12 protein-coding genes are annotated in these 13,131 nt (G+C 70.7%); 5 read left to right on the top strand and 7 right to left on the bottom strand.

What is annotated here, in order from left to right:
- Positions 1 to 63 precede the first annotated feature (63 nt).
- Positions 64 to 924, bottom strand: a complete 861-nt coding sequence (locus ACIPK3_RS24095; protein WP_402572729.1) for an ABC transporter permease — start codon at positions 922 to 924, stop codon at positions 64 to 66.
- Positions 921 to 1,745 carry a molybdate ABC transporter substrate-binding protein gene (modA, locus tag ACIPK3_RS24100; protein ID WP_402572731.1) on the bottom strand — a complete coding sequence of 275 codons (825 nt, stop codon included), beginning with the start codon at positions 1,743 to 1,745 and terminating at the stop codon, positions 921 to 923. Before modA ends, ACIPK3_RS24095 begins: the two co-directional genes overlap by 4 nt.
- 217 nt (positions 1,746 to 1,962) lie before the next feature.
- Between modA and ACIPK3_RS24105 the strand changes: the two genes are divergently transcribed.
- Positions 1,963 to 2,415 carry a molybdopterin-dependent oxidoreductase gene (locus tag ACIPK3_RS24105; protein WP_402572733.1) on the top strand — a complete coding sequence of 151 codons (453 nt, stop codon included), beginning with the start codon at positions 1,963 to 1,965 and terminating at the stop codon, positions 2,413 to 2,415.
- A gap of 18 nt (positions 2,416 to 2,433) precedes the next feature.
- Here the strand turns inward: ACIPK3_RS24105 and ACIPK3_RS24110 are convergent, their stop codons facing one another.
- The 3 genes from ACIPK3_RS24110 to ACIPK3_RS24120 form a co-directional block, all read right to left on the bottom strand.
- On the bottom strand, positions 2,434 to 2,829 hold the full coding sequence (locus ACIPK3_RS24110; RefSeq protein ID WP_402572735.1) for a molybdopterin-binding protein: 396 nt from the start codon (positions 2,827 to 2,829) through the stop codon (positions 2,434 to 2,436).
- 109 nt (positions 2,830 to 2,938) lie between these two features.
- Positions 2,939 to 4,897 carry an amino acid transporter gene (locus ACIPK3_RS24115; RefSeq protein WP_402572737.1) on the bottom strand — a complete coding sequence of 653 codons (1,959 nt, stop codon included), beginning with the start codon at positions 4,895 to 4,897 and terminating at the stop codon, positions 2,939 to 2,941.
- 318 nt (positions 4,898 to 5,215) lie between these two features.
- A complete protein-coding gene (locus ACIPK3_RS24120; RefSeq protein ID WP_402572739.1) occupies positions 5,216 to 5,776 on the bottom strand; it encodes a universal stress protein in 561 nt (186 codons plus the stop codon).
- A 280-nt stretch (positions 5,777 to 6,056) separates the two neighbouring features.
- On the opposite strand from ACIPK3_RS24120, the gene ACIPK3_RS24125 reads away from it, so the two are divergent.
- From ACIPK3_RS24125 to ACIPK3_RS24135, 3 genes are all read left to right on the top strand, one after another.
- Positions 6,057 to 6,401 (top strand): SAV_915 family protein, encoded by a 345-nt coding sequence (locus tag ACIPK3_RS24125; RefSeq protein WP_402572740.1) that lies wholly within the window; start codon positions 6,057 to 6,059, stop codon positions 6,399 to 6,401.
- Between the two features lie 16 nt (positions 6,402 to 6,417).
- Positions 6,418 to 7,752 carry a diaminopimelate decarboxylase gene (lysA, locus tag ACIPK3_RS24130; protein WP_402572741.1) on the top strand — a complete coding sequence of 445 codons (1,335 nt, stop codon included), beginning with the start codon at positions 6,418 to 6,420 and terminating at the stop codon, positions 7,750 to 7,752.
- Between the two features lie 139 nt (positions 7,753 to 7,891).
- Positions 7,892 to 9,709: an APC family permease gene (locus ACIPK3_RS24135; protein WP_402572743.1), complete on the top strand. Its 1,818-nt coding sequence runs from the start codon at positions 7,892 to 7,894 to the stop codon at positions 9,707 to 9,709.
- A gap of 161 nt (positions 9,710 to 9,870) precedes the next feature.
- On the opposite strand, the gene ACIPK3_RS24140 is transcribed toward ACIPK3_RS24135, so the two are convergent.
- Positions 9,871 to 10,077 (bottom strand): DUF5999 family protein, encoded by a 207-nt coding sequence (locus ACIPK3_RS24140; RefSeq protein ID WP_402572745.1) that lies wholly within the window; start codon positions 10,075 to 10,077, stop codon positions 9,871 to 9,873.
- Positions 10,078 to 10,467: 390 nt separating this feature from the next.
- Positions 10,468 to 11,052, bottom strand: coding sequence for a hypothetical protein (locus ACIPK3_RS24145; protein ID WP_402572747.1), 585 nt, complete (start codon positions 11,050 to 11,052; stop codon positions 10,468 to 10,470).
- A gap of 554 nt (positions 11,053 to 11,606) precedes the next feature.
- Here ACIPK3_RS24145 and ACIPK3_RS24150 point away from each other — a divergent pair.
- Positions 11,607 to 13,124: a glutamate--cysteine ligase gene (locus ACIPK3_RS24150; protein WP_402572749.1), complete on the top strand. Its 1,518-nt coding sequence runs from the start codon at positions 11,607 to 11,609 to the stop codon at positions 13,122 to 13,124.
- Positions 13,125 to 13,131: the final 7 nt, after the last annotated feature.

Consider the following 13,131-nt stretch of genomic DNA (forward strand, 5'->3'; position numbering starts at 1 on the left):
CCGTCGTCGTGGGCGCGGTGCGTATGTACATGATCGTACGGTCGTCGGTCCCTCGGCGGTGGGTCATGTCGTCGTCAGCCAGCGGTCGCGGAGTCCCGCCAGTACGGCGATCGACACGACCAGCAGCACCAGGCTGAGCGCGATCGCGGCCTCGGGGTCGTTCTGGAGGGCGAGATAGACCGCGAGCGGCATGGTCTGGGTGCGGCCGGGGAAGTTGCCGGCGAAGGTGATGGTCGCGCCGAACTCGCCGAGGGCGCGGGCCCAGGCAAGGACGGAGCCCGCGGCGATGCCCGGGGCGATCAGCGGCAGGGTGACGCGGCGGAACGCGGTGAAACGGGAGGCGCCGAGGGTGGTGGCGGCCTCTTCGTAGCGTGGATCGGCGGCGCGCAGCGTGCCCTCCACACTGATGACGAGGAACGGCATCGCGACGAAGGACTCGGCGACCACCACGCCGGTCGTGGTGAACGGCAGTGTGATGCCGAACCAGGCATCCAGCCACTGACCGACGACGCCGTTGCGGCCGAGGGCGAGGAGCAGCGCCACACCGCCCACCACCGGGGGCAGTACCAACGGCAGGATCACCAGGGAGCGGACCAGGCCGCGACCCGGGAAGTCCGTGCGGGCCAGCAGCCAGGCCAGTGGCACGCCCAGCACCAGGCTCACCGCGGTCGCGGCGGTCGCGCTCAGCAGGGACAGCCGGAGCGCCTGCCACACCTCGGTACTGGTCAGCAGGTCCGGGAGGCTGTTCCAGGGGGCCCGGACGAGCAGCGCGATCAGGGGCAGCAGCAGGAAGACCAGGGCGACGACGCCGGGGAGCAGCAGCGGCAGCGGCGCTCCGCGCCCGGTGCCGGCCCACACCCGCCGAAGCCGCGGCCCACCCCTCAGGGGGTCGGCCGCGGCGCCGGGCCTGCCGGTCCGGGTCACGGCTTGAGGAAGCCCGCGTCGGACAGTACCTGCTGGCCCTGGGGCGACTGCACCAGGGCGATGAACGCCTTGGCGGTCTCCGGGTGCTGAGCGTTCTTCAGCAGGGCGATCGGATAGTCGTTGACGGCCTTGGCGGACTCGGGGAACTCCACGCCCTCCACCTTGCCACCCGCGGCCTTCACATCGGTCTTGTAGACGACGGCGGCGTCGGCTTCCTTCAACACCACCTTGTTCAGGGCGGACTTGACGTCCTCCTCGTACGAGGCCGGGGTGAGCTTGATGCCGGCGGCGTCCAGAGCCTTCTGCGCGGCGGCGCCGCACGGCACCGTCTTGTCGCACAGTACGACCTTCAGGCCGGACTTGGTGAGGTCCTTGAGGGAGGCGACCTTGTCGGGGTTGCCCGGCAGGGTGGCGATCTCCAGCTGGTTGCGGACGAAGGTGGCCGGGGCGCCTTCCGCGTCCTTCTTGTCGGTCACGATCGCCATCGTCTTCGGGCTGGCGGCGGCGAAGACGTCGGCGGGCGCACCACTGGTGATGCTCGCGGCGAGGGTGTCACTGCCGCCGAAGTTGAAGTTCACCTTGGTGCCCGGGTGTTCCTTCTCGAACTCCTTGCCCAGGGCGGTGAAGCTCTCCTTCAGCGAGGCCGCGGCGAACACGGTCACATCACCGGAGAGCTTCGGGGACGCGGAGGACGACTTGTCCGGCTTGGCCGTGCCGGACGGTTCGGCGGTGGTGGAGCAGGCGCTGAGCGCCAGCAGGGCGGCGACTGGGGCACCGGCGACCTGGAGCATCCGCCGGGTCCGGCGCACGGAAGGGGTCATCACGGATCTACTCCTATGGTTCTGCTGAACTGCTGAAAGGCTGTCGCGCCCGGCGACGGCCGCCGGGTGACGACCGTGCGGCGATGATACTTCCGCATCTGCAAGTCATAAGTCATCCGTCTCATCGCATGAGCTGGACCAATGCCCTCCGGGGGCGCGCATGTGCGTTTGTACGACGCCTCGGCGCGGGTACGCCACATCCGGGAGGTGGTCGCACATGACGTACGCGGGAGTCGCCCTCCACGGCGACCTTGCGCGACCGGCCCGGCTGTCCGTACGGGATCTGCTGGGCTTGCCACAGCACCGGGTGCGAGTGGGCTTCGAGTGCGGTACCAGCGGCATTCGGCGGCACCGGTTCACCGGCCCGCTCCTGTATGACGTACTGGCCGACGCCCGGCCCGGATTCGACCCCGCCCAACGCAAGGACCGGCTGCGTTTCCTCATCGCCGTCACCGGTGCGGACGGTCATCACGCGCTGCTGTCCTGGGCCGAGATCGACCCCGACTTCGGTCATGCGCCGGTGCTGCTCGCCGCGACCATCGACGACACCCCGTTGGACCGGGCCGGGCCGCAACTGGTCCTCCCGCAGGACCGTTGCGGAGCCCGGCACATCAGCGGCATCACCGCGATCCGGGTGGACGGCGACTACCCCTGCCGGAGGCCGGGCTGAACAGCGGGCGAGAGGGGGTCAGGTGCGGTCGATGTGCACGTTCGTCGACTTCACCCTGGCCGTGGCCTCCATGCCCACCTCCAGGCCCAGGTCCTCCACCGCCTCACGGGTCAGCAGGGAGACCAGGCGGTGCGGACCCGCCTGGATCTCGACCTGGGCGGCGACGTCACCGAGTTTGATCGCGGTGACGATTCCCGGGAAGGCGTTGCGGACCGAGGTGTGCGAGGCGTCCTCCTCCGTCGCTCCCGCCTTGGCGAGCTCGACCGAGAACGCGGCCAGGGCCTTGCCGTCGACGAGCCGCCGCCCGGACTCGTCGCGGTGGGTCGTCACCCGGCCTGCGTCCGCCCAGCGGCGCGCGGTGTCCGGGCTCACGCCGAGCAGCCGCGCCGCCTGGCCGATCGTGTAGGACTGCATGCCGGTCACCCTAGGGCCCCTCGGTCAAATCCGTGCTCAGGGGGTCGGGTGGGGCCCTCGACCTGTGGGCCGGGTTCTGACGTGCTCCTGATGTCCGGGGTGGTGTGTCTCAGCCGGTGTGCACGCGCGGGCGCCGGTCGCGGTCCGGTTCCGCCTCCCGCAGTACCTCGCGGGTGACCGGCGCGACCTCGCCCTGCCCGAAGAGGAAGAAGCGGAGGAAGTTCGCAAAGGGGCTGCCCTCGGTCCACTCGAAGTAGATGTGCGGGATGCAGCCCGTCGAGTCGCGGACGTGCAGGAGGAGGGCCGCCAGCGCGTTGGGGATGGAGGAGGACTCCAGGGTCAGGACGCGGTAGCGGTTGTGGAGCACCTCGCCGCGCACGACCAGTCCCGCCTCGAACTCGGACGGGTCGGTGACCGTCACCTCGACGAAGACGAAGTCCTCCTGGACCGGGATGTCGTTGTCCTGCCGGATCTGCTCGATCTTGTCGCAGTACTCGGCCCGGTCCCGGCGGTCGGGTTCGTTGGCGATGAACCGGATCTTGCGGCTGGCGATGTCACGGATGAAGCGTTCCGCCATGTCGTCCATGGTCACGTGGGTGACCCGCAGCTCGAAGGCGCGGGCCAGCCGGGACAGCAGCGAGACCAGGATGATGCCCGCGATGAAGCAGGCGCCGATCTTCACACCGTCCGGGCGCTCGATGACGTTCACGACGGTCGTGTAGAGGAACACCACGGAGATCACGCCGAAGGCGATCGACCAGTTCCGCTGCCGCGCCTTGCGCGAGGCGATGGTCACCGCGATCGCCGCGGAGCTGATCAGCACCAGTACGCCGGTGGCGTAGGCGCCGCCCTGCGCGTCGACGTCGGCGTCGAAGATCCAGGTCACCAGGAAGGCGACCAGGGTGAAGACGATGACCATGGGGCGTACGGCACGCGCCCAGTGCGGTGCCATGCCGTAGCGGGGCAGATAGCGCGGCATCAGGTTGAGCAGACCCGCCATCGCGGAGGCGCCGGCGAACCAGAGGATCGCGATGGTCGAGACGTCGTACACCGTGCCGAAGATGTTCCCGAGGTACTCGTGCGCGAGGTAGGCGAGCGCGCGGCCGTTGGCCTCGCCGCCCGACTTGAACTCGGCCTCGGGGATGAGCAGCGTGGTGATGAAGCTGGTGGCGATCAGGAAGCAGCTCATGATCAGAGCGGCCGTGGTCAGCAGCTTCTTGGTGTCCCGGATCCGGCCGGCCGGCTTCTCCTCGGTGTCGGACGGGTCGCCCTCGACGTGCGGCATGACGGCTACGCCGGTCTCGAAGCCGGAAAGGCCGAGCGCGAGTTTCGGGAAGACGATCAGTGCCACGCCGATCATGACGAAGACGTTGCCGTGTTCGGCCGTCAGGGCGCTGGTCCAGTCGGTGACCACGTGCCCGGCGGTGGCCACGTGCCACAGGCCGACGATCACGACGACCAGGTTCAGTACCAGGTAGATACCGACCAGGGCGACGGCCACGCCGATCGCCTCCAGGAAGCCCTTGAGGAAGACCGCGCCGAGCAGGGCGACCAGCAGGAGGGTGATCAGCAGCTGCTTGCCGTCGAGCAGGTTCGTCAGATGCGGGTTCTCCACCAGGTGGGTGGAGGCGTCGGCGGCGGACAGGGTGATGGTGATCAGGAAGTCGGTGGCGGCGAAGCCGAGCAGGGTCAGCACGAACAGCTTGCCCTGCCAGAAGGACAGCAGCCGCTCCAGCATGGCGATGGAGCCCTCACCTCGCGGGCTCTCCTCGGCCACACGCCGGTAGACCGGCAGGGCGCCGGCCAGGGTGACGATGACGAGGACGATCGTCGCGACCGGCGACAGCAGACCGGCCGCCAGGGCCGCGATGCCCGGCTGGTAGCCGAGTGTGGAGAAGTAGTCCACACCGGTCAGGCACATCACCCGCCACCAGCGCTGGCCCTTGTGGGCCGGCTCCGGCGAGGCCGCGGATCCCCCGTGGTGGCCGGCCCCCTTGCCCATGTCGGACAAGCCCTCCAGCATCCAGGCCCGCAGGCGACTGGGCGGCGGGTGTTCGGTCGTGGCCATCGGCCTGCTCCTTGTGCGGCTCAGTCGGTTTCCGGCCATCACACGGACGGCGGAACCAGCGTAAGCAGAGCGTGACGCATGGGCCCACGGATCAGGGGGGTGTGGGCGTCAATCTTGCGTTAAGAATGGCCTGACGGACCACGGATGCGCGTCAGGAATCCGAGGCCGGAACACCTTTCCACGGCGTTGGGCTGTATGGGCGACAGTGGGCCGATCCGGGCGGGTGCGGATACTGAGCGTCATCACGGCGGCGTTCGGCTTCCGGTGCCGAGAGGGACGGGTCGGGTCCCCGGGGACCACGCCGTAGGAGGGGTCCCGTCAGGAAGGCGGGGCCGGCCGCTCCCTGACGAGTTGCCGTGGGTTCAGCGGAAGGTGCCAGGTGTTGCGCCGGTGCATCGCCGCCAGCTCCGTCTCCAGCGGGGACGGGGGGATCGCGAGGACCGGGCAGGCGGCGTGGGTCAGGCAGTAGCGGGAGACCAGGCCGGAGAAGGCCCGGGGGCGTCGGCCCCGGCGGCCCGCGCCGACGACCAGGACGTCGTCCTCACGGGAGGCGGTCTCCACCAGCGCCGGGCCCGGGTTGCCGCGTACCACCAGGGCACGCATCGGCAGCCCCGGCCCGGTCTCGTCGAAGACCTCGGCGAGCACCGAGACCAGCCGCTGCCCGGCCAGCCGCTGCCACTCCGCGACCAGCAGGGCCGCGGCCGGTGAGCGGCGGGCGGCGAGTTCTCCGCCGGGCGGCACCCAGGCCAGCACCGGCCACAGCTCGGCATCCAGGCGCCGGGCCTCCGCGGCAGCCCGGCGCAGGGCCGTGACGCTGCCGAGGGACCCGCTCACGCCGACCACGACACGAGCGGCCGCAGAGGCGTCGTAACCGGACATCACTCCACCGTTCTTCGCATAGGGAATCGGCGCCATCCCACTCCCGTCCCGGCCCCGCCACCAGCCGGGCGAACGCTTCTTGGCGCTCCCCTGACGGCGGCGTCAGCGGCGCGTCAGCGTCCGCCCGATCGCCGTCAGCGTCCCGTCAGGAGGCGTCGGAAGGCGGCGGTGGCCGGGCATAGCGTCAATCGCGAGCCCCGCTTCCGCCTCCCCGCGGCGCCGGGGCACCACAGATCAAGATCCAGTACCTGCACCACCCGGATCCTCCAGGAGACATCCCATGGCAGAACTCTTGTGCGGTGACGACCCGGAACCCTCCGATCGCCCCCCGGCCGGACCACTGTTCGTACCGGTCCGGCCGGGACCTGCCGGGTGGGTGCCCCGGCTGTTCCGCACCCCCCTCGGCGACCGCACAGCCGTCGGTTTCACCTCCGCCCGCAGGCTCACCGCCACCTTCGGCCCCGGCCAGGCGTGGATCCGGCTCGCCGAGCCCGCGCTGCGCGCGCTGACCGAACCACTCGGTGTCACCCGTCTCACGTTCGACCCCCCGTTCTCGGCGCCGCACCCGTCGCCGGTCAAGCCCGTCCACTCCGCCGTGCCCGCCGTGGCCCTGCGGTTCGCATGAGAGAGGGGAGTTCGCGATGACGACCCTGCACGAACCCGCCGTCACCACCACCACCGCCGAGCTGTCGGTGTGGCCGGCGTCCACCACCGAACCCCGTCCCGGCGAGCCGGCCGTGGGCGGCGTACCCCTCGCCGAGATCGCTGACCGCTTCGGCACCCCCGTCTACGTCATGGACGAGGCCGAGGTCCGCGAACGCTGCCGTACCTACCGGCAGGTCTTCCCGGACGCCGAGGTGCTCTACGCGGCCAAGGCGTTCCTGTGCCGGGCCATGGTTCACTGGATGGCGGAGGAGGGCCTCGGCCTCGACGTCTGCTCGGCCGGCGAGCTCGAACTCGCGGTCGGCACCGGCTTCCCGCCCGAGCGCATCGTGCTGCACGGGAACGCCAAGTCCCCTCGCGACCTGGAGACCGCCCTGCGCCTGGGCGTGGGCCGGATCGTGATCGACAGCCCCTCGGAGATCGCCCGGCTGGCCGCCGCCGTCGGCCCCGGCGGCCACCAGAAGGTCATGGTCCGCGTGGTACCCGGCATCAGCGCCGGCGGCCACGACAAGATTCGCACCGGCACCGAGGACCAGAAGTTCGGCCTGTCCATCCGTGACGGCTACGCCCAGCACGCCATCGCCCGCATCCTGGACCAGCCGCAGCTCGAACTTACCGGCCTGCACTGCCACCTGGGCTCGCAGATCACCAGCGTCAAGCCCTATCTGGCCGCCGTGCGCCGGGTGGTCGGCCTGATGGCCCGGCTCCGCGAACAGCACGGCCTGGTCCTGCCCGAACTCGACATGGGCGGCGGCCACGGCATCGCCTACCGCCCCGGCGAACAGGCGCTCGACCTCACCGCGCTGGCCCGCAGGATCCGCGACGAACTGAGCGGGGCGTGCGCGGCGGCCGGCATCCCGGTGCCCCGCCTGATCATCGAGCCGGGCCGGGCCATCGCGGGCCCGGCGGGTGTCTCCCTCTACCACGTACTCGCCGTCAAGCGCACCGGCGACCGCGTCTTCGTGGCTGTCGACGGCGGCATGAGCGACAACCCGCGACCCGCCCTGTACGGCGTCCGGTACGCGCCCCGCCTGGCGGGCAGGCACAGCGAGGCGCCGACCGCTCCGGTGACCGTCGTGGGCCGGCACTGCGAGGCGGGCGACGTCCTCGCCACCGACGTCGAACTCCCCGGCGACATCCGCCCCGGAGACCTGCTCGCCGTGCCGGTGGCCGGCGCCTACCACCTGTCCATGGCCTCCGGCTACAACATGGTCGGCCGGCCACCGGTGGCCGCCGTCCGCGACGGCCGAGCGCGCCTCCTGGTACGCCGGGAGTCCCTGGAGGACATCCGCAACAGGGACGTGGGCCTGTAGCGGACGTGGGCCGGCAGAGGCATGGGGCCGTGAGAGCGGTAGAGCCCGCCCGGGTCAGCAACGTGCGCGCCCGGCCGCTCCCCGGCGGAGACTGATCCCGACTCGTCCCGTCTCCGACCGGCCCCCTGGTGAGGTCCCGATGCCGTACGGCCTGGCATACCGCGAGCTGAAACCCCGGGTGCCGCTGCGTCCGGGGGAGGGGGACAAACACCACCTGACCAGCCTGGAGGGCCTGGCCGCGCTCTCCCTGGACGCGCTCAGTTCGGTCGCGTACGGTCCCGAGGCGATCGTGCTGGTGCTGGTGACCGCGGGCACCGGCGCGGTGACGGCGGCGCTGCCCGTCACGCTGGCCATCGTCTTCCTGCTCGCGGCGCTCGTCGTGTCGTACGCGCAGGTCATCGCCGTACACCCGGACGGCGGCGGCGCCTACGCCGTGGCCCGCAAGGACCTCGGTCCCACCCCCGCCCTGCTCGCCGCGGCGAGCCTGGTCGTCGACTACGTCCTCACCGTCGCCGTCAGCCTCACCGCCGGAGCCGACGCGCTCGCCTCCGCGTTCCCCGTCCTCGTCGGGGACAAGCTCCCGGTATGCCTCCTGGGCCTGGGCCTACTGACCGCGGTGAACCTGCGAGGGATCACCGAGAGCGCCCGGGTGCTGATGCTTCCCACCGCTCTGTTCATCGCGGCCATCCTCGGGGTGATCGTCCTCGGCCTGCTGCGCCCGCACCCGGTGGCCGTCGTGGGCAGCGCCGAGTCCTTCCCCGTGACGGAGTCCCTCGGCCTGCTGCTGATCCTGAAGGCGTTCTCCTCCGGCTGCTCCGCCCTGACCGGAGTCGAAGCCATCGCCAACGCCGTGCCGACCTTCCGCGCCCCCCGCGTCCGGCGCGCCCAGCGCACCGAGCTCATGCTCGGCGCCCTGCTCGGAATCATGCTGATCGGCCTGGCCGTGCTGATCCACCGCCACCACGTGGCACCCCGGGGCGGCGTCACCGTGCTGGCCCAGCTCACCGCGAGCGCCTACGGCGACGGCTGGCCCTACTACGCCACCAACATCATCGTCACCCTGGTACTGCTCCTCGCCGCCAACACCAGTTTCGGCGGGCTGCCGGTCCTGATGAGCCTGCTCGCCCGCGACCACCGGCTGCCGCACCTGTTCGGACTGCGTGCCGAGCGGCCCGTCTACCGGTACGGCGTGGTGGCCCTGGCGCTGCTCGCCGCGCTGCTGCTGGTCGCGACCGACGCCGACACCCACCGGCTGATCCCGCTGTTCGCGATCGGAGTGTTCATCGGGTTCACCATCAGCCAGGTGGGACTCGTCCGGCACTGGGCCACCGAACGTCCCGCCGGATGGAAGCGCCGCGCCCTGATCAACGGGACCGGCGCACTGCTCACCACCCTGGCCGGGATCATCCTCCTCACCACCAAGTTCCTGGAGGGAGCCTGGGTGGTCGTGGCGGCCGTGCCGCTGATGATGCTGCTGTTCCGCCGCATCGAGCGCTACTACCGGGCCGTCGGCGAGGAACTCGGCCTCGGTCTGATTCCCGGGCCGCCCGGCCGGCGCACCGGCAGCCTGGTGATCGTGCCGATCGGCGAGGTCAGCCAACTCGCCTGGCACGCAGTGACCGCCGCGCTGGCGCTGGGGGACGAGGTGGTCGCGGTCGCGGTGCAGGCGGACCCGGTCAGGACCCGTGCGCTGGAGGAGGCGTGGGAGCGCTGGGACCCGGGCGTACGTCTGGACATCATCGACAGCCCGCACCACTCCCTCGTCCAGCCGATCGTGGACTATGTGCGGCGGGCGGCCGTGGACGGGCGGCAGGTCGCCGTCCTCATCCCCGAGGTGGAACCGCGGCACCGCCGCTACGAGATCCTCCAGAACCAGCGCGGACTGCTGCTGGCCACCGTGCTGCGGGCGCGGACGGACGTGGTGGTGTGCATGCTGCCGTACCGGCTGCGGTTGTGAAACGGGTGGCTGAGCGCGTCGCCCCCCGCCCTCCGGCGCACTCGGCCGGACACGGTGTGTGACCGGCTCCGGACGCGCGTCGGGGCCGGTGCGCAACGGGTGCGTGCGGGCCGGCCCCTCATGTCACCGGGCGGCGGTCGGACCGCCCGGGGTGTGCTTTCTCAGGCCGCCGTCATGACCTGGCGGGCGCCCAGCGGCCGGTGCGGCGCGATGATCTGGCCGTCGGGCAGGAGCTCACCGGTGTCCTCGAAGAGCAGGACGCCATTGCACAGCAGGCTCCATCCCTGCTCCGGGTGGTGCGCCACGAGTCGGGCGGACTCCCGGTCGGCGGATTCGGCTGTCGGGCACGGCGGCTGGTGCTGGCACATGGGTGGGATCTTTCGCTGTGTCGTGGTCATGTCCGTCCCCCGTTGTGATAGTTCGGTCGGAACCCAGTGTTGCTCTCCGGGCATCAATCCGCAGGGATTTCGCAGCACCGCTTCTTCACAGAATGATGACGCGTCGCCCGCCTGGATGGTTCATCCCAACTGGGCCGTCACTTCGGGTGGTTCGGCATGGCCGGAAAGGGCTAGTCCGGATGGAGGGGTGCTGTTCGGCGGCCCTTCAAAGGCTCGGAAGAGCGGCGAATTGCTCGTACGAGCGCACGTGTGATCGCAATCCCCTGGAAATGGAGTCGTGCCCCGTCTCCGGAATGGGAAACGGGGCGCGGAAAAAAAAGAGGGGAAGGTGTGAAGGGGGGAGGTGTGAAAGGGGATGTGTCAGGCGGGCGAGATGAGCAGGGGTGCGGGGGTCACCCGATGGGTGAGGACCGGGAGCAACTCGGCGACCCGGTGCGGACGGTGGGACGCGATGCCGGGCGGGGCCGGGGCGAGCGGCACGAGCAGGTCGGTGGCGACCGGCTGGCCCTCGATGCCGTCCGTCGCGCAGTCGCCGTGCAGCCACAGGGTGAGCATGTAGAGGCCGGGCACCGAGAGCAGCCGTGGCTGGTAGTCCTGCTGGAGTGCCTCGGCCTGGCGCAGGGCGCGCTCGGTGGAGGTGACGTAGGGCCCTTCGAAGAAGTGCGAGAAGGCCCAGCCGTCCGGGGTCAGCCGGGTCTCGGCCGCGGCCACCGCCCGGTCCTCGCAACGGATCAGGAAGCGCCAGCCGATGAGCCGGGTGACGGACGTGCCCTCCTGGGTGATCCGGTCCAGTACGTGCACGGGCAGCGGCAGTTCGGGGGTGGCGGGGCCCTGGGCGTTGCGCAGGGAGGGGGTGCGGGCCTCGCGGACCGCGGTGGGCGAACCGAGGGCCGTGAGAACGGAACGGAGTGCGGGCGCGGGGGCAGGCGGGACGTGCAGCGGCATGGTGGGTCGCCTCTCGTTCGACAGGCGCGGCGGCGCGAGGGAGGGGGCAGACGGCGCTGTCAGCTCGACGAGGTCAGAGAGGCGGGGGCCCGGGTCGGGAGGCGGGGCGCGGGGTGAGGCCTGCCGTCCGTCACCCGACGGCGGCAACCAGGACCGAGGACGCCAGCCTTCTGCCTTGTTCGCGCAGTTTATACGACATATGTTCACGTGTTGTTTCAGCTAGTCGTTTGCGGTGAACTCGGCAAGGCGCTATTCGGCCGTTGATTCGCGGGAATCATCCCTATTTCCCGGCCGGTACGGTCCCGTTGACCTCGTAATACGCTTCCGCAGCGGTCGGCCGAATGTCATCGGCGTTTTTCACGAGGCCTGCGGGGCACCCGAAGGTGGGTGACGCCTCATGCCGCGTGAATGTGCCGCGGGGCACATTCCAGCAGGGTAGCTGGTATCCACCTCGCGCGGGACGTTATCGATCGCTTCCGCTGGGCATCATCCAACCTGACCCGGACATCCGGCGGCCGGAACTTCGGCGCGCCCAATCTAGGAGGGACCCTTCGATGGGGGAGAAGGTCGTGGCAGGGCCGTTCGACCTGTCCGATCGCCAGCACTACCGGGAGAAGCTCCGCAGGTGCCTGACGGGGCTGGAGCGGCTGCTGGTGGAGAAGCGGTTCGACCGCCCGAAGAATTTCATGGGCGTCGAGATCGAATTGAATCTCGCCGGCGCCGACGGCATGCCCAGAATGTTGAACGGCCAGGTACTCGAGCGCATCGCGAGCCGTGATTTCCAGACGGAGCTCGCCATGTTCAACCTGGAGGTCAACATCGCCCCGCACCGGCTGGGCGGGCGGGTCTTCGACCAGCTGGCGGAGGAACTGCGGACCTCACTGGCCTATGCCGACCGGAAGGCGAGCGAGGTCGACGCCGGAATTGTGATGATCGGTATTCTGCCCACGCTCGGGCGGGACGACCTGGTCTCCTCCAACCTGTCCGAGGTCGACCGCTACGCCCTGCTCAACGACCAGATCGTGACGGCGCGCGGTGAGGACTTCACCCTGGACATCGAGGGCGTCGAACACCTCACCTGCACCTCGAAGTCGATCGTGCCCGAAGCCGCGTGCACCTCGCTGCAACTGCACCTCCAGGTGACCCCGGCCCGCTTCGCCGACGTGTGGAACGCGGCGCAGGTGGCCAGCGCGGCCCAGATCGCGGTCGGCGCCAACTCGCCCTTCCTGTTCGGGCACGAGCTGTGGCGCGAGTCCAGGCCGCCGCTGTTCCTCCAGTCCACCGACACCCGGCCGCCCGAGCTCCAGGCCCAGGGCGTGCGGCCGCGCACCTGGTTCGGTGAGCGCTGGGTGTCCTCTGCGTACGAGCTGTTCGAGGAGAACCTGCGCTTCTTCCCGTCCCTGCTGCCGATGTGCGACGAGGAGGATCCGCTCGCGGTGCTCGACGCGGGCGGCGTGCCCAAGCTCGCCGAACTCGTCCTCCACAACGGGACGATCTACCGCTGGAACCGCCCGGTCTACGGCATCGCCGACGGCGTCCCGCACCTGCGTGTGGAGAACCGCGTCCTGCCGGCCGGCCCGACCATCACCGACGTCATCGCGAACGCGGCCTTCTACTACGGCCTCGTCCGCGCCCTCGCCGAGGAACCCCGCCCGGTGTGGACCCGGCTGCCCTTCGAGACCGCCGAGGCCAACTTCGACAACGCGTGCCGGTACGGCATCGACGCCCGCTTCGTCTGGCCCCGGCGCGGCCGGTACGGCGGTACGGCCGAGGTCGACGCCGTCACCCTGGTCCGCGACGAACTGCTGCCGCTGGCCGAGGCCGGCCTGGACGCCTGGGGTGTCGAGCCCGCCGACCGGGACCTCTACCTGGGGGTCATCGAGGAGCGCTGCCGTCGCCGCGTCAACGGCGCGAGCTGGCAGGCGGCGACGTTCCACCGCGCCCTCGAACAGGGCCACACCCGGCTGTCCGCCCTGGCCGCGACCACCCGCCGCTACCGCGAACTGATGCACATCGGCGACCCGGTCCACACCTGGCCGGTGGGGCTGCGGGAGCCGGTTCCGACGAGCTGATACACCG

The sequence above is a fragment of the Streptomyces sp. NPDC086787 genome, assembly GCF_044745865.1.
In the GTDB taxonomy this organism is placed as follows: domain Bacteria; phylum Actinomycetota; class Actinomycetes; order Streptomycetales; family Streptomycetaceae; genus Streptomyces.

Coding starts and splice junctions, on each gene's coding strand:
- ACIPK3_RS24110 (WP_402572735.1), bottom strand. CDS start 2,829: ATGCAGTCCTACACGATCGGCCAGGCGGCGCGGCTGCTCGGCGTGAGC.
- ACIPK3_RS24120 (WP_402572739.1), bottom strand. CDS start 5,776: ATGTCCGGTTACGACGCCTCTGCGGCCGCTCGTGTCGTGGTCGGCGTG.
- ACIPK3_RS24125 (WP_402572740.1), top strand. CDS start 6,057: ATGGCAGAACTCTTGTGCGGTGACGACCCGGAACCCTCCGATCGCCCC.
- ACIPK3_RS24150 (WP_402572749.1), top strand. CDS start 11,607: ATGGGGGAGAAGGTCGTGGCAGGGCCGTTCGACCTGTCCGATCGCCAG.
- ACIPK3_RS24115 (WP_402572737.1), bottom strand. CDS start 4,897: ATGGCCACGACCGAACACCCGCCGCCCAGTCGCCTGCGGGCCTGGATG.
- modA (WP_402572731.1), bottom strand. CDS start 1,745: ATGACCCCTTCCGTGCGCCGGACCCGGCGGATGCTCCAGGTCGCCGGT.
- ACIPK3_RS24145 (WP_402572747.1), bottom strand. CDS start 11,052: ATGCCGCTGCACGTCCCGCCTGCCCCCGCGCCCGCACTCCGTTCCGTT.
- ACIPK3_RS24105 (WP_402572733.1), top strand. CDS start 1,963: ATGACGTACGCGGGAGTCGCCCTCCACGGCGACCTTGCGCGACCGGCC.
- lysA (WP_402572741.1), top strand. CDS start 6,418: ATGACGACCCTGCACGAACCCGCCGTCACCACCACCACCGCCGAGCTG.
- ACIPK3_RS24140 (WP_402572745.1), bottom strand. CDS start 10,077: ATGTGCCAGCACCAGCCGCCGTGCCCGACAGCCGAATCCGCCGACCGG.
- ACIPK3_RS24135 (WP_402572743.1), top strand. CDS start 7,892: ATGCCGTACGGCCTGGCATACCGCGAGCTGAAACCCCGGGTGCCGCTG.